Annotated in this window: 14 protein-coding genes; 4 read left to right on the top strand and 10 right to left on the bottom strand. The window is 74.5% G+C overall.

Going from position 1 to position 15,466, the window contains the following annotated elements; genetic code table 11:
• Window positions 1-144 precede the first annotated feature (144 nt).
• The 3 genes from AC068A_RS26685 to AC068A_RS26695 form a co-directional block, all read right to left on the bottom strand.
• Window positions 145-525 (bottom strand): hypothetical protein, encoded by a 381-nt coding sequence (locus AC068A_RS26685; RefSeq protein WP_478588784.1) that lies wholly within the window; start codon window positions 523-525, stop codon window positions 145-147.
• 144 nt (window positions 526-669) lie between these two features.
• Entirely contained in the window at window positions 670-1,071 is a 402-nt protein-coding gene (locus AC068A_RS26690) for a RidA family protein (RefSeq protein WP_478588785.1), read from the bottom strand.
• Window positions 1,068-2,249 carry an acyl-CoA dehydrogenase family protein gene (locus AC068A_RS26695; RefSeq protein ID WP_478588786.1) on the bottom strand — a complete coding sequence of 394 codons (1,182 nt, stop codon included), beginning with the start codon at window positions 2,247-2,249 and terminating at the stop codon, window positions 1,068-1,070. Before AC068A_RS26695 ends, AC068A_RS26690 begins: the two co-directional genes overlap by 4 nt.
• Window positions 2,250-2,411: 162 nt before the next feature.
• Between AC068A_RS26695 and AC068A_RS26700 the strand changes: the two genes are divergently transcribed.
• Genes AC068A_RS26700 through AC068A_RS26715 form a run of 4 tightly spaced genes read left to right on the top strand, consistent with a single transcriptional unit; the run spans window position 2,412 to window position 6,350 of the window.
• Window positions 2,412-4,031, top strand: coding sequence for an AMP-binding protein (locus AC068A_RS26700; RefSeq protein ID WP_478588787.1), 1,620 nt, complete (start codon window positions 2,412-2,414; stop codon window positions 4,029-4,031).
• A gap of 4 nt (window positions 4,032-4,035) precedes the next feature.
• Window positions 4,036-4,842 (top strand): PaaX family transcriptional regulator, encoded by an 807-nt coding sequence (locus AC068A_RS26705; protein WP_478588788.1) that lies wholly within the window; start codon window positions 4,036-4,038, stop codon window positions 4,840-4,842.
• A gap of 27 nt (window positions 4,843-4,869) precedes the next feature.
• Window positions 4,870-5,466: a hypothetical protein gene (locus AC068A_RS26710; RefSeq protein WP_478588789.1), complete on the top strand. Its 597-nt coding sequence runs from the start codon at window positions 4,870-4,872 to the stop codon at window positions 5,464-5,466.
• Window positions 5,467-5,510: 44 nt separating this feature from the next.
• Window positions 5,511-6,350 (top strand): GNAT family N-acetyltransferase, encoded by an 840-nt coding sequence (locus AC068A_RS26715; protein WP_478588790.1) that lies wholly within the window; start codon window positions 5,511-5,513, stop codon window positions 6,348-6,350.
• Between the two features lie 130 nt (window positions 6,351-6,480).
• On the opposite strand, the gene AC068A_RS26720 is transcribed toward AC068A_RS26715, so the two are convergent.
• The 7 genes from AC068A_RS26720 to meaB all read right to left on the bottom strand — a co-directional run bounded on the left by AC068A_RS26720 (window position 6,481) and on the right by meaB (window position 15,466).
• Window positions 6,481-8,805, bottom strand: a complete 2,325-nt coding sequence (locus tag AC068A_RS26720; RefSeq protein WP_478588791.1) for a bifunctional salicylyl-CoA 5-hydroxylase/oxidoreductase — start codon at window positions 8,803-8,805, stop codon at window positions 6,481-6,483.
• 4 nt (window positions 8,806-8,809) lie between these two features.
• Complete coding sequence (locus AC068A_RS26725; protein WP_478588792.1) at window positions 8,810-9,637, bottom strand: enoyl-CoA hydratase family protein; 828 nt, start codon at window positions 9,635-9,637, stop codon at window positions 8,810-8,812.
• Between the two features lie 107 nt (window positions 9,638-9,744).
• Window positions 9,745-10,755: an ornithine carbamoyltransferase gene (gene argF / locus AC068A_RS26730; protein ID WP_478588793.1), complete on the bottom strand. Its 1,011-nt coding sequence runs from the start codon at window positions 10,753-10,755 to the stop codon at window positions 9,745-9,747.
• A gap of 151 nt (window positions 10,756-10,906) precedes the next feature.
• On the bottom strand, window positions 10,907-12,133 hold the full coding sequence (locus AC068A_RS26735; protein WP_478588794.1) for an arginine deiminase: 1,227 nt from the start codon (window positions 12,131-12,133) through the stop codon (window positions 10,907-10,909).
• Between the two features lie 130 nt (window positions 12,134-12,263).
• Complete coding sequence (mmuM, locus tag AC068A_RS26740) at window positions 12,264-13,205, bottom strand: homocysteine S-methyltransferase (protein WP_478588795.1); 942 nt, start codon at window positions 13,203-13,205, stop codon at window positions 12,264-12,266.
• A 15-nt stretch (window positions 13,206-13,220) separates the two neighbouring features.
• Entirely contained in the window at window positions 13,221-14,144 is a 924-nt protein-coding gene (locus AC068A_RS26745; protein ID WP_478588796.1) for an LLM class F420-dependent oxidoreductase, read from the bottom strand.
• 338 nt (window positions 14,145-14,482) lie between these two features.
• On the bottom strand, window positions 14,483-15,466 hold the full coding sequence (gene meaB, locus AC068A_RS26750) for a methylmalonyl Co-A mutase-associated GTPase MeaB (RefSeq protein ID WP_478588797.1): 984 nt from the start codon (window positions 15,464-15,466) through the stop codon (window positions 14,483-14,485).

Below are 15,466 nucleotides of genomic sequence, written 5' to 3' on the forward strand. Positions count from 1 at the left end.
GAGGGGTGCCCCCTCTGCAAACGCTCCGGGGGGTTCTTGGGGAGGAGGGACCCACCAGCCGCCACACGCCCCCGTCCCGGAGCCCGCGAGGGGCTGCCCCCGGCCGCATGGGCGGCCGCCCGCAGTCCCGTCATTCATTCAGCTCTAACGCCAGTACCAGTCCCAGCCGGCGTAGCCGCCGCGCCCGTGGTGGTCGTGGCCGTGGCCGCCACGGTGGTCGTTCCAGAACCGGTGGTCGTCGAACCTGCCGTCGCCGCCGCGCCCGTGGTGGTCCCAGCACCAGTCACGGTCCCACCGGTCGCAGCAGTCGCGCCAGTAGCGCCAGTCGCGCCAGTCGCTCCAGCGCGCGCCGCGCCAGTCGTCGCACCAGTTCCAATTGCCGTTCGGGGCGTTCTGCGGGGCCTGAACGGCCGGCTGGGTCTGGGGAAGACCTGCGGCGAAAGCACCGCTCACGGGCGTCAGGCCGAGCGTGATTCCGGCCGCACCCGCGACGACCGCCGCAATGATCCCACGGCGCATGGTCATGCACCTCCAAGCATGGTTGACGAATGCTTGCGCAAAAGTCATTTCCACAGTCCACCCTGCCCTGTCCCGTGTCAAAGGCACAGGGCAGGGCACCGTCTTGAACTGGGCTTTCTCGCCATGCGGAAAGATTTTGCGGCGATTTCGCTAGCCATCGAGGACGGCAATACCGTCCAGTTCGACCATCGCGTCCACGTCCCAGAGCCGGACGATGCCGACCACGGCCATCGCCGGGTAGTCGCGGCCCGCCAACCGGCGCCAGATGCGGCCCAGTTCGGGGGCATGGGCGCGGTACGCGGCCACATCGACGGCGTAGACGGTGACCCGGACCAGGTCCGCGGGGGTGCCTCCGGCTGCCGCAAGGGCCGTCAGCAGGCCGGACAGGGCCCGTTCGAACTGCTCGGGCAGGGTCGCGCCGACCACCCTGCCCGCGGTGTCCAGTGCGGTCTGCCCGGCCAGGAAGACCAGCCGGGATCCGCTCGCGGCCACCGCGTGGGAGAACCCCGCCGGCGGGGAGAGCTCCGCCGGGTTGATCCGCTCCGGGCTCACCGGTACAGCTCCCGCGCGATGATCGTGCGCTGGACCTCGCTCGCACCCTCGTAGATGCGGGGTGCCCGGACCTCCCGGTAGAGGTGCTCCAACAGGTGGCCGCGCCGGAGGGCGACCGCCCCGTGCAGCTGGACCGCGTGGTCGACCACGTACTGGGCGGTCTCCGTCGCCAGCAGCTTCGCCATCGCCGAGCGGCGCGGGACGTCCGGCGCCCCGGCGTCGTACGCGCCCGCCGCCGCGTAGACCAGCAGCCGGGCGGCCTCGGTCCGGGTGGCCATCTCCGCCACCCGGTGCCCCACCGCCTGCAGGTCGGCCAGCACCCCGCCGAAGGCGGGCCGCCGGGCCGTGTACGCCAGCGTCGCGTCCAGCGCGGCCCGCGCCATGCCGACCGCGAAGGCCCCCACGCTGGGCCGGAACAGGTTCAGGGTGGCCATCGCCACCGCGAAGCCGCGGCCGGGCTCGCCCAGCAGGTCCTCCGGGCCGACCGGGACCCCGTCGAAGGCCAGCTTGCCGATGGGGTGCGGGGAGAGCATGTCCAGGGGTTCGCCGGTCAGGCCGGGCCGGTCGGCGGGGACGAGGAAGGCGGTGACCCCCCTGGCGCCCGGCGCCTCACCCGTACGGGCGAACACGGTGTAGAAGTCCGCCTCCGGGGCGTTGGAGATCCAGCACTTCTCCCCGCTGAGCCGCCAGCCCCGCCCGGACCGGACACCCGACCCGGCCCCGGACCGCGACCCGGCGCCCGCCCCGGAGTCCCCGCCCCCCGGCCCGCCGTCCGCCTCGGCGGCCAGGGCCAGCGCCGCCGCGTCCGAGCCGGCCCCCGGCTCGCTCAGCGCGAAGGCCGCCACCGCGCGCCCGGCCCGCACCAGCGGCAGCCAGCGCTCCCGCTGCGCCGCGGTGCCCGAGCTGAGCACGGGGTGCGCGCCGAGCCCCTGGAGGGCGAGCGCGGTCTCCGCCTCCGTGCAGCCGTACGCGAGCGACTCGCGCAGCAGGCACAGCTCCAGCGCCCCCGCATCGAAGACCCGCTCCAGCAGGCCGAGCTCGCCGAGCTCCGCGAGCAGGGGCCGGTTGACCCGTCCCGGCTCCCCCTTGTCGGCCAGCGGCCGCAGCCGGGCGGCCGACAGCGCGCGCAGCTGCCCGCACCACTCCTCTTGTTCCGCCCCGAGCGCGAATCCGTTCATGCGAACATCCCCGCTTCTATCGCGTCCTGTTGACTACCGTCACCATCACGATACGCTCCTCGCGGTACCTCCCGGCGGCAGCCGGGAGGGTCTGCACGGCCGGCTCCACCCACCTCGGTCCCCCGCCGGGGGCCGCTGCCGTCGCAAGGGGGCGAACCCGCCTTGGAGCTCAAGCCTTCCGCCCACGCCGACACCTTCGCGCGTGACCACCTGCCGCCGCCCCACACCTGGCCGCGGCTGCTGTTCGAGTTGCCCGAGCTGGCCTACCCGGACCGGCTCAACTGCGGGGCCGAGCTGCTCGACGCCAGCATCGGCCGGTTCGGGCCGGACCGCCCGGCCTTCCGCACCGGCACCGGCGAGGTCTGGTCGTACGGGGAGCTGCGCGACCGGGTCGACCGGATCGCCCACGTCCTCACCGCCGACCTGGGCGTGGTCCCCGGCAACCGGGTGCTGCTGCGCGGGCCCACCGGACCCTGGCTCGCCGCCTGCTGGCTCGCCGTGCTGAAGGCGGGCGCGGTCGCCGTCACCGTCCTGGCCCAGCAGCGTGCGCACGAGCTGGCCACGGTCTGCGCGATGGCCCGGGTGCGGCACGCGCTGTGCCACGCGGACGTGCTGGACGACCTGGCCAAGGCCGGGGTGCCGGACCTGCGGATCACCCCGTACGGCGGCGGGGGCCCGCGGGACCTGCTCCGGCTCGCCGAGCGGCACGGGGCGCCGTTCCCCGCCGTCCGGACCTCCGCCGACGACGTGGCCCTGATCGCCTTCACCTCCGGCACCACCGGCCGCCCCAAGGGCTGCATGCACTTCCACCGCGACCTGCTCGCCGTCGCCGACACCTTCTCCCGCACCGTGCTGCGCCCCCGGCCCGACGACGTCTTCGCGGGCAGCCCGCCGCTCGGCTTCACCTTCGGCCTCGGCGGGCTGGTCGTGTTCCCGCTGCGCGCCGGGGCCTCGGCGCTGCTGCTGGAGCAGGCCGGCCCGCGCACCCTGCTGCCCGCGCTGGCCGAGCACCGGGTCACGGTCCTGTTCACCGCCCCCACCGCCTACCGGGCGATGCTGGACACCCTGGGCCCGGACGGCGCCGGCGCCCACGACCTGTCGGCGCTGCGCCGCTGCGTCTCGGCGGGCGAGAACCTGCCGGCGGCCACCTGGCACGCCTGGTACGAGCGCACCGGGCTGCGGATCATCAACGGGATCGGCGCCACCGAGCTGCTGCACATCTTCATCTCCGCCGCCGACGACGAGATCCGCCCGGGCACCACGGGCCGGGTGGTGCCCGGCTGGCAGGCCCGGATCGTGGACCGCTCCGGCCGGCCGGTCGCGGACAACGAGCCGGGGCTGCTCGCCGTGCGCGGCCCCGTGGGCTGCCGCTACCTGGCGGATCCGCGCCAGGAGGAGTACGTACGGGACGGCTGGAACCTGACCGGCGACACCTACGTACGGGACCCGGAGGGCTACTTCCGCTACGTCTCCCGCGCCGACGACATGATCGTCTCGGCGGGCTACAACATCGCCGGGCCGGAGGTGGAGGAAGCGCTGATGCGCCACCCGGACGTGGCGGAGGCCGCGGTCGTGGGCCGCCCGGACGAGCGACGCGGTCAGGTCGTGGTCGCGTACACGGTGCCCCGCCAGGGGGCCACCCTGTCGGAGGACGCCCTGCGGGCCTTCATGCGGGCGGAGCTGGCCCCGCACAAGTGCCCGCGGGTGTTCGTCTTCCTGTCCGCGCTGCCGCGGACGGCGACGGGGAAACTGCAGCGGTTCCGGCTGCGCGATCTACAGTGAACTCGTGACCGAGCAGCACACCCCGCGATCCCTGATCGTCACCTTCTACGGCGCCTACGGGCGATCCTTCGAGGGCCCGGTGCCGGTGTCCGCGCTGGTCCGCCTGCTGGGCGCGGCCGGAGTGGACGCCCCGTCGGTGCGTTCGTCGGTGTCCCGGCTCAAGCGGCGCGGCTTCCTGCTGCCCGCGCGGGCGGCGGACGGCTCCGCCGGGTACGAGCTCTCGGCGGAGGCCCGGCAGCTGCTGGACGACGGCGACCGGCGGATCTACGGCGACCGCGTCGCCCGCGGCACGGGCGAATGGCTGGTCGCGGTGTTCTCCGTGCCCGAGCAGGAGCGGGCCAAGCGGCACCTGCTCCGCTCCCGGCTGTCCCGGCTCGGCTTCGGCTCGGTCGCGCCGGGGGTGTGGATCGCCCCGGCCCACCTGTACGAGGAGACCGGGCACACCCTGGGCCGGCTGCACCTGACGGGGTACGTGGAGCTGTTCCGCGGCGAGCACCTCGGCTTCGCCGCGACCGCCGAGGCGGTGGCCCGCTGGTGGGACCTGACGGCCCTGGCCAAGGAGCACGAGGCGTTCCTCGACCGGCACGAGCCGGTGCTGCGCACCCTCCAGCAGGGCGGCTCCCCCACCCCGGAGGAGGCCTACCGCGACTACCTGCTCGCCCTGGACAGCTGGCGCCGGCTCCCGTACGCGGATCCCGGGCTCCCGCACGACCTGCTGCCGTCGGACTGGCCGGGCGACCGCGCCGCGGCGGTCTTCGCCGAGCTGCACTCGCGGCTGCGGGACGCGGGGGCCCGGTTCGTGGAACCGTAGCGGACGGCGCGGGCGTCACGACGGGACGTGACAGAAAACGATCTTCCGGCGGAAGCTGCGCCGCCCGGGCCGCCGCCGCACGCCGCTCAGCAGGCCCGGCCGCCGCACGTCCCCCAGCCGCAGGCCCTGGCGCCGCCGGCCCCTGCGCCGCCGAGCCGCCCGCCGCAGGCCCCGCCGCCCGGATTCGGGCCGCCCGGATTCGGGCCGCCGGTCCCGCCGCCCGGTCATCCGCCCGCCGCGGCGGCACGGGCCGAGAAGCGGGTGCGCATCTGGACCGCGGTCGCCCTGGCGCTGTGCGGTGCCCTTGCCGGCTACCTCGCGCACCTGCTGGCGGCGAACGCCCGGGCCTACTGCGACGCGGGCTGGGAGGCGGGCGGCAGGTTCGAACTGTTCTTCGGGATGCTCCTGCTGGTCCCGGGCTGTGCGCTGCTCGCGGTGCTGGTCTGGCTGCCCGCCCGGCGGGCCCACCCGACGGCGGGTGTGGCGGCCGCGCTGCTGGTGCTGGCCGTGGTGGTCCTCTGGTACTTCGCCACGCAGGGGACCCTCGACGGGGTCCGCGGGGAGTCGGGGCTGTGCGGGCCGGACAACGTGCCGCCGTGGTGGCCGGCCGGGCTGCCGTCCTGAAACCCGGATGCGGGGGTGCCCGGCCCGGCTGCATCATGCGGGGCATGACGTGGACCTTCACGCGTGACCTGGCGGCCTGGCAGGCCGCGGCGGGCCCGGCCGTGGCCGCCGACCCCGTGTCGAACACGCTGCTGCTGACGGTGGCCGACGGGCTGCGCCGCCGCGGCCAACACGCCTACTCCGACCGCGACCCGGTGTTCGGCTGGTGGACCGGCGCGGACGGCTCCGTGGCCGGCGGACTGCTGTGCACCCCGCCGTACCCGCTGGTGCTGGGCACCGTACCGGACGAGGCGGTGGCGGCCCTCGGCGAGGCGCTGCACCGGGAGCCGCTGCTGAGCGGCATCGGCGGGTTCAACGCGCGGCTCGCGCACGGGGAGCGGCTGGCGGCGGCCTGGGGTCGGCCGGTCGCCGAGCCGGAGGTGATGCGGCTGTACCGGCTCGGGGACCTGGTGGACCCGGACCCCGCGCCGACCGGGCGGGCCAGGCCGGCCGGCGAGGCGGACCTTCCCCTGGTGCGGGAGTGGTTCACCGCCTTCGCCCACGAGATCGGCGATCCGGTGCCTGCGGACGGGGCGATGCGGGACCGTGTCGCCGGGAACGGCGTCCTGCTGTGGGAGGACGGTACGGGCCGGCCGGTGGCGCTGGCCGCGTTCAGCCCGGCGGAGGGCGGGGCCTCCCGTATCGGCCCGGTGTACACGCCGCCGCAGGAGCGGCGGCGGGGCTACGCGGCGGGGGTGACGCACGCCGCGGTGGGGGCGGCCCGCGCGGCCGGGGCGGCGGAGGTGCTGCTCTTCGCGGACACGGCGAACCCGACGAGCACGGGCGTGTACCTGAGGCTCGGCTTCCGGCCGGTGGAGGACCGGGCCGTGGTGCTGCCGGGCTGAGCACGCCGCAGGCACCCCGCGGCCGCCCGGACCGGGCGGGCGCGGCGGCGGGCGAGGTGGTCGGCGGCGGCGGCGGGCGAGGTGGTCGGCGGCGGCGGCTGCGGCGGGCGGCCCGAACCGGACCGCGCGCTCAGCCCTTGCCGGTCGGGGGTTTGCGGCTGCCCGCCCGGTAGGGGGCCGGCCAGGGGGCGGCGGGGCCCCGGTAGTCCTGGTCGGCGGCCGCGTGCAGGGTCCAGTGCGGGTCGTACAGGTGGGGGCGGCCGACCGCGCAGAGGTCGGCTCGGCCCGCCAGCAGCAGGGAGTTGACGTCGTCCCAGGAGGAGATCGCGCCGACGGCGATCACGGGGACGCCGAGCGCGTTGCGGATCCGGTCGGCGTACGGGGTCTGGTACGAGCGCCCGAACTCGGGGGCCTCGTCGGCGACGACCTGGCCGGTGGACACGTCGATGGCGTCGGCGCCGCGGGCGGCGAAGGCGGCCGCGATGCCTACGGCGTCCTCGGGCGTGGTGCCGCCCGGTGCCCAGTCGGCGGCGGAGAAGCGGACCGTTATGGGCCGGTCCTCGGGCCAGACCTCGCGGACGGCGTCGAAGACCTCCAGCGGGAACCGCAGCCGGTTCTCCAGCGGGCCGCCGTAGGCGTCGTCGCGGTGGTTGGTGAGCGGGGACAGGAACCCGGACAGCAGGTAGCCGTGCGCGCAGTGCAGTTCGAGGAGGTCGAAGCCGCAGTCGGCGGCCCGGGCGGCGGCCGCGGCGAACTCGCCGCGGATCGCGGTGAGGTCGCGGCGGGTCAGCGCGCGCGGTACGGGCGAGACGCCGGGCCGGTACGGCAGCGCGGAGGCGGCCACCACCGGCCAGTTGCCCTCCGGGAGGGGGTCGTCCATGCCCTCCCACATGAGCCGGGTGGAGCCCTTGCGGCCCGAGTGGCCGAGCTGGATCCCGAAGGCGGTGCCGGGCGCCGATCCGTGCACGAAGTCGACGATCCGCTTCCAGGCGGCGGCCTGACCGGCGGTGTACAGGCCGGTGCAGCCGGGGGTGATCCGGCCTTCGGGGGACACGCAGACCATCTCGGTCATCACCAGGCCCGCCCCGCCGAGGGCCCGGGCGCCGAGGTGGACGAGGTGGAAGTCCCCGGGGGTGCCGTCCCCGTCGGGGGCCGAGTACATGTCCATCGGCGAGACCACGACCCGGTTGCGCAGGGTCAGGCCGCGCAGCCGCAGCGGGGTGAACATGGGCGGGGTCGCGTCGTCGGGGCAGCCGAAGTCGCGTTCGACGGCGCGGGTGAACCGCTCGTCGCGCAGCCGCAGGTTGCCGTGGGTCACGCGGCGGCTGCGGGTGAGCAGGTTGAAGGCGAACTGCCGGCCGGGCTGGCCGACGTAGCCGGCGAGTTCCTCGAACCAGCGCATGCTGGCGGCGGCGGCCCGCTGGGTGGAGGCCACCGCGGGCCGCCGCTCGGCCTCGTACGCGGCGAGGGCGGAGGGGATGTCGGGCTCGGCGGCTACGGCTTCGGCGAGGGCGAGGGCGTCCTCGACGGCCAGTTTGGTGCCGGAGCCGATGGAGAAGTGGGCGGTGTGCGCGGCGTCGCCGAGCAATACCACGTTGCCGTGGGACCAGCGCTCGTTGACGACCGTGCGGAACGCGGTCCAGGCGGAGCGGTTGCCGTGCAGCGGGCGGCCGCGCAGGGCCTCGCCGAAGAGCTTGGCGCAGCGGGCCGCGGATTCGGCCTCGTCGCACAGGTCGAAGGCGGCTGCCCGCCAGACCTCTTCCCGCATCTCGACGATCACCGTGGAGGCGCCGTTTTGGCCGTGTGGCTCGGAGGGGCTCGATGAGGGGTGGTGGTCGGGTGAGGGGCGGGAGTAGGGGTAGGCGTGCAGTTGCACGACCCCGTGCTCGGTCTCGGCGATCTCGAAGCGGAACGCGTCGAAGGCGAAGTCGGCGGCCAGCCAGATGTACCGGCAGCGTCCGCTCGTCAGTGTCGGCCGGAAGTGGGCCGCTCCGCTCTGCCGGGTCGGGCTGTGCACCCCGTCGGCGGCGACGACCAGGTCGTACGAGACCGCCAGCGCTTCGGCGGGCGGTGCCGGGGTGCGGAAGCGGAGGGTGACGCCGAGGGCGGTGCAGCGCTCGTGCAGGATCTGCAGGAGCCGGCGCCGGCCGAGGGCGGCGAAACCGTGGCCGCCGGAGGTCAGCATCCGGCCGCGGTGGACGATGTCGATGTCGTCCCAGCGCACGAATTCGGCGCTGAGGGCGGCGTGGACGATGGCGTCGGCCCGTTCGATGCCGCCGAGGGTCTCGTCGGACAGCACCACGCCGAAGCCGAAGGTCCGGTCGGGGGCGCTGCGCTCCCACACGTCAACCCCGTGGCCCTGCCGGGCCAGCAGCGCGGCGGCGTACAGTCCGCCCGGTCCGCCGCCGATCACCGCGACCCGGAGCGGGTCCGTACCGCGCTGCGCGACGGGCATGGCGTTACCTGCCTTTCCACTCCGGCGGCCGCTTCTGGGTGAAGGCGGCGTGGAACTCGGCGTAGTCCTGCCCGTTCATCAGCAGGGCCTGGGTGTTGGCGTCGAGTTCGACGGCGGCGGCGAGCGGCATGTCGAGCTCGGCGGTGAGCAGTGCCTTGGTCTGGGCGTAGGCGAGGGCGGGGCCGGCGGCGAGGCGGGCGGCGAGTTCGGCGGCCCGTGCGTCGGCCTTGCCCTCCTCGGTGAGCTCGCTGAGCAGGCCGATGCGCTCGGCCTCCGCGGCATGGACGGGCTCTCCGAGCATCAGCAGCCGGGTGGCGTGGCCGAGGCCGACGACGCGGGGCAGCAGGTAGGCGGCGCCCATGTCGCCGCCGGAGAGGCCGACGCGGGTGAAGAGGAACGCGAAGCGGGCGGTGGGGTCGGCGATGCGGAAGTCGGCGGCGAGGGCGAGGACCGCGCCGGCGCCGGCGGCGACCCCGTGCACGGCGGCGATCACCGGGAAGGGGCATTCCCGGATGGCGCGCACGACCTGGCCGGTCATCCGGTTGAAGTCGAGGAGCTGGGCGGTGTCCATGGCGAGGGTGGCGCCGATGATCTCGTCGACGTCGCCGCCGGAGCAGAAGCCGCGTCCCTCGCCGCCGAGCACGAGGGCGCGCACGGAGCGTTCCCGGGAGAGTTCGGCGAGGAGGTCGCGCAGGTCGGCGTAGGAGCCGAAGGTGAGGGCGTTGATCTTCTCGGGGCGGTCGAGGGTGACGGTGGCCACGCCGTCCTGCCGGGTCACCCGCAGGTGGCGCCACCGCTGGGTTGCCGGGGTGGAACCGATGAAGGGGCTCACGGAAACGAAGGTATCACCGCTTCATGACTTCCGTCACGGAAGCGCAATATGGGGGGCGGCGCACGGGCCCGCCCGGCGGTCAGCCGGTCAGGCTCCCGGCGGGCCGGTCAGGCTCCCGGTCGGGCGAGGGTTGCGACGAGGATCGCCTTGATGGTGTGCAGCCGGTTCTCGGCCTCGTCGAACACGACCGAGTGCGCGGACTCGAACACCTCGTCCGTGACCTCGAGCGAGTCCAGCCCGTGCCGCGCGTGGATCTCGCGGCCGACCGCGGTGCCCAGGTCGTGGAAGGCCGGCAGGCAGTGCAGGAACTTCACGTCCGGGTTGCCGGTGGCGCGCAGCACGTCCATCGTGACGGCGTACGGGGCCAGGGCTGCGATCCGCTCGTCCCAGACCTCCTTGGGCTCGCCCATGGAGACCCAGACGTCGGTGGCGACGAAGTCGGCCTGGGCGACGCCCTCGGCCACCTCCTCGGTCAGCGTGATCCGTGCCCCGCTGCCGGCGGCGAGCTCGCGGGCGCGGGCGACGACGTCCTCGGCCGGCCAGTAGGCCTTCGGGGCGACGATGCGGAGGTCCATGCCCAGCAGGGCGCCGGTGACCAGGTAGGAGTTGCCCATGTTGAAGCGGGCGTCGCCGAGGTAGGCGAGGGTGATGCGGTCCAGGGGCTTGGCGCAGTGCTCGGTCATGGTGAGGACGTCGGCCAGCATCTGGGTGGGGTGCCAGTCGTCGGTGAGGCCGTTGTAGACGGGCACGCCGGAGTGCTCGGCGAGGGACTCCACGGCTTCCTGGCTGTCGCCGCGGTACTGGATCGCGTCGAACATCCGGCCCAGCACGCGGGCGGTGTCCTTGACCGATTCCTTGTGGCCGATCTGGGAGCCGGCGGGGTCGAGGCAGGTGGTGTGGGCGCCCTGGTCGGCGGCGGCGACCTCGAACGCACAGCGGGTGCGCGTCGAGGTCTTCTCGAAGATCAGGGCGATGCTCCGGCCCGTGAGGCGCCGCTGTTCGGCCCCTGCCTTCTTGGCCGCCTTCAGCTCGGCGGCGAGCTCGACCAGGCCGCGGAACTCGGCGGCGGTGAAGTCGAGCTCCTTGAGGAAACTGCGGCCGACGAGGTCGGTGGCCATGGCGGCACTCCAGGGTCGCGTGACGGGGAATGCTGGAAGTCTATACGAAAGTCCGTATGCATATACAGTCCCTGTTTCCCCGCCCCGCCCATCGTGCCTCGTCAGACGCCTCCGGGCGCACCGCCGACGGCCGGACGGGGTCGTACGGACCTCATACGGGATCCCGTTCCACCGGGCAGCTCATGCACCGCGGCCCGCCCCGGCCCCGCCCGAGCTCGCTGCCCGGGATCTCGATGACCTCGATGCCCTCCTTGCGCAGGTGCGTGTTGGTCGTCACGTTCCGCTCGTACGCCACGACCACCCCCGGCTCGACCGCCAGTACGTTGCAGCCGTCGTCCCACTGCTCGCGCTCCGCCGAGTGGACGTCCTGCCGTGCGGTGAGCACCCGGATCGAGTCCAGCCCGAGCGCCGCGGCGATGGCCCGGTGCATGTGCTCCGGCGGGTGGTCGCTCACCTTCAGGTCCTGGGCGCCGAGGCCCGGCTCGATGGTGTACGAGCGCAGCATGCCCAGCCCCGCGTACTGGGTGAACGTATCTCCGTCGACCATCGTCATCACGGTGTCCAGGTGCATCAGCGCCCGCCGCTTCGGCATGTCGAGCGCGACGATGCTGGTCGCCGACCCGGCGGCGAACAGGCCGCGGGCGAGCATCTCCACCGCCTGCGGGGTGGTCCGCTCGCTCATCCCGATCAGGACCGCGCCCTTGCCGATGACCAGCACGTCCCCGCCCTCGATGGTCGAGGGGTAGTCCGCCTGCCCCTGCGACCAGAAGTGGAAGGCGCCCGAGGCGGTGAACAGCGGGTGGTGCCGGTAGATCGCCTCGAAGTGCACGGTCTCGCGCTGCCGGGCCGGCCAGCGCATCGCGTTGATCGACACCCCGTCGTAGATCCACGCGGAAGTGTCCCTGGTGAACAGGTGGTTGGGCAGCGGCCTCAGCAGGAAGTCGTCCAGCTCCATGGCGTGGAAGCGGACCGAGACCGGCTCCGCGTGCCGCTCCAGGTACTCGCGCTTGGTCATGCCGCCGACCAGCGCCTCGGCGAGGTCGGTCGACGCCAGCCCGTCGAACACCGCGCGGAGGTGGTCGGTGGCGAGCGGCCCGTACTCCTTCTCGTCGAAGACCCGGTCCAGGACGAGGTGCCTGGCCTCGTGGATGTCCAGGGCCTCGCGCAGCAGGTCGCCGAAGAGGTGCACCTCCACGCCCCGGTCCCGCAGCACGTCGGCGAATCCGTCGTGCTCCTGGCGGGCCCGGCGCACCCACAGCACGTCGTCGAAGAGCAGTGCGTCCTTGTTGCTCGGTGTGAGCCGCTTCAGCTCCAGGTCGGGCCGGTGGAGGATGACGCGGCGAAGCCGTCCGGCCTCGGAGTCGACATGGAATCCCATGGCATACACGTTCGCAGACCGGACGGCTTTGTGACGTGGCGTTGGCTCAGGAGTCCCCTGCGGACCACGCGTCGCTCCGGCTCGGCGCAGACCGAGCAGCGCCGTCGGCGCCCCGACCGGTTCCGGCCGGTCAGGTTCCCGCGGTTCCTCCGGTGCCTGCGGTTCCTCGGTCGCCGACCTCGGCGGCCAACCGGGCGATGCGGGCGGGGCCGATGCGGCAGCAGCCGCCGATGAGGCGGGCGCCGGCGCGCTGCCAGGCGGCCGTGGGCCAGGGGGCGGGGTCGGCGGGGCCGGCCCAGGTGCCGGTGGCCGCGTCCCAGACGGAGCCGTCGTTGGGGTAGGCCAGGAGCGGCAGGTCCGTGACGGAGGCGGCGGCCTCCAGGGCGGGCAGGACGTCCTGCGGGTCGCAGCAGTTGACGCCGGTCGCGATGACCTGCGGGGAGGCCGCGGCGAGGGCGAAGGCCTCGGCCAGGGGGTCGCCGGCGCGGGTCCGGCCGGCGGCGACGGTGTAGCCGATCCAGGCGGTGGCGCCCGTCTCGGCGAGGACGGTGACCACGGCTTCGGCCTCGGCCGCGTCGGGAATCGTCTCCACCGCGAGCACGTCGGGCCCGGCCGCCAGCAGGGCCTCGATGCGCGGGCGGTGGAAGGCGGCGAGCTCGCGCACGGTCAGCCCGTACCGGCCGCGGTACTCGGAGCCGTCCGCGAGGACCGCCCCGTACGGGCCGACGGAGGCGGCGACCCACACCTCGTGGTCGGCGGCCTCCGCGGCCCGGGCCGCCAGGGCGACGCTGCGGTGCAGCAGGGCGGTGGTCTCCGCGCGGCCGTGGCCGCGGGCGGCGAAGGCCTCGTACCCCACCTGGTAGCTGGCGGTGATCAGCACCTCGGCGCCGGCCCGCGCGTACGCGGTGTGCGCGGCCTCGACCCGGCCGGGCGCCTCGGCGAGCACCCGGCCCGTCCAGAGGCCGCCGGAGAGGTCGCAGCCCTGGTCGGCGAGCTGGTTGCTCAGGCCGCCGTCCAGGACGACGGCCCTGCGGGACAGGGCTTCGGCGAGCGGGCCGGACGCGCGGGGCATCGTGCTGCGCCTCCCTCAGCGGAGCTGGGACAGCACCTGGGCCGAGATCAGCTCCAGGTGGTCCAGGTCGTCGAGGTCGAGCAGCTGGAGGTAGACGCGGGAGGAGCCGATGGCCTCGTAGGTGCCGATCTTGTGGACGACCTCGGCGGGCGAGCCGGCCAGGCCGTTCGCCTTGAGCTCGTCGACGTCCCGGCCGATGGCGGCGGCCCGGCGGGCGACCTCGGCGTCGTCCCGGCCCACGCAGACCACCAGGGCGTTGGAGTAGACGAGGTCGTCGGGCTTGCGCCCGGCCGCCTCCGCGGCCCTGCGCACCCGGTCGAACTGCCGCTCGCTGTCCGCGATCGAGGCGAAGGGCATGTTGAACTCGTCGGCGTAGCGGGCGGCGAGGCGCGGGGTGCGCCTGGCGCCGTGGCCGCCGATGAGGACGGGCACCTTGGCCTGGGCCGGCTTGGGCAGCGCCGGGCAGTTCTCCAGCCGGTAGTGCGCGCCCGTGAAGTCGAACGCGGCCCCGGGCTCGGTGGCCCACAGACCGGTGAGGATGGCCAGCTGCTCCTCCAGGCGGGCCATCCGCTCCGCGGGGAAGGGGATCCCGTACGCCTTGTGCTCCTCCTCGAACCAGCCAGCGCCCAGGCCGAGTTCGATGCGCCCGCCGGACATCTGGTCGACCTGTGCGACCTGGATGGCGAGCACGCCGGGCAGCCGGAAGGTGCCGGCGGTCATCAGCGTGCCCAGCCGGATCCGGCGCGTCTCCCGCGCCAGGCCGGCGAGGGTGATCCACGCGTCGGTGGGCCCGGGCAGCCCGTCGGCCGACCCCATCTTCAGGTAGTGGTCGGAGCGGAAGAACGCCTCGAACCCGAGGTCCTCGGTGGCCTTCGCGACGGTCAGGAGGGTGTCGTAGCTCGCGCCCTGCTGGGGCTCGGTGAAGATGCGGAGATCCATGCCTCCATCCTGCCCCGATCCCACACCTGCCGGGCGAATCCGCGTCAACCGGACGGGCCGCACCGGGGGCACCAGGGCCACGACGCTGCGCCGGGGACGTTCGGGGCCGCCTCGCAGGGGCGCGGAAGCGTATCCCCTGCCGCAGGCCTTGCCGCGCCGTCAACGGCCGCTTCAAGCCGTTTAGTTGATCTTTCGGACCGTGTCCTGTGCGGTGAGTCGGGCACGTCTCGAAGGACAGGTGTGGACCGCCGGGGTCCCCCCAGCGGTGGCTGGGGGGAGGGGCGGGACCGGGGAGCGGCTCCGCGCAGCGGCAGGCGGCGGCTGCGGCCGGGGCTCCGCTACGCGCGGCCGAAGGCGGACAGGATGTGGCCCGCGGCCAGGGTCGGGGTCAGGGAGCCCTCCCTGACCCGGGCCTCCAGGGCCGGGGCCAGGTCCCGTACCGCCGGATCGTCCCGCAGCCGCTGCAACAGCTCGTCCCGGACCATCGACCAGGTCCACTCCACCTGCTGCGCAGCCCGCTTCGCGGCCAGCCGCCCCCCGGCGTCCAGCAGCCGCCGGTGCTGCTCCAGCCGGTTCCACACCTCGTCCAACCCCGCGGACTCCCGCGCACTGCACGTCAGTACGGGCGGCGTCCACGCGGCGTCGGCCGGGTGCATCAGCCGCAGCGCGCCGGACAGTTCGCGGGCCGCGGCACGGGCGTCCCGCTCGTGCGGCCCGTCCGCCTTGTTCACCGCCAGGACGTCGGCGAGCTCCAGGACGCCCTTCTTGATGCCCTGCAGCTGGTCGCCCGTACGGGCCAGGGACAGCAGCAGGAAGGAGTCGACCATGGCGGCCACGGTCGTCTCGGACTGTCCGACGCCGACGGTCTCGACGAGGACGACGTCGTAGCCCGCCGCCTCCATCACGACCATCGACTCCCGGGTGGCCTTGGCGACCCCGCCGAGCGTTCCCGCGGAAGGCGACGGCCGTACGAACGCCGCCGGATCGACCGACAGCCGTTCCATCCGTGTCTTGTCGCCGAGGATGGAGCCGCCCGTGCGGGTGGAGGACGGGTCCACGGCGAGGACCGCCACCCGGTGGCCCAGCCCGGTCAGCATGGTGCCGAACGCGTCGATGAACGTGGACTTGCCGACGCCCGGCACCCCGCTGATGCCGATCCGCCGGGCCCGCCCCGAGTGCGGGAGCAGTTCCGTCAGCAGTGTCTGCGCCAGCACCCGGTGCGCGGGGAGGGTGGACTCGACGAGGGTGATCGCGCGCGCGATGAACGCGCGCTTCCCGTCGAGCACCCCCTTCGCGTAGGCCTCGATGTCGATCTTCGGCAC

It is taken from the genome of Streptomyces sp. NPDC043854 (assembly GCF_056436005.1).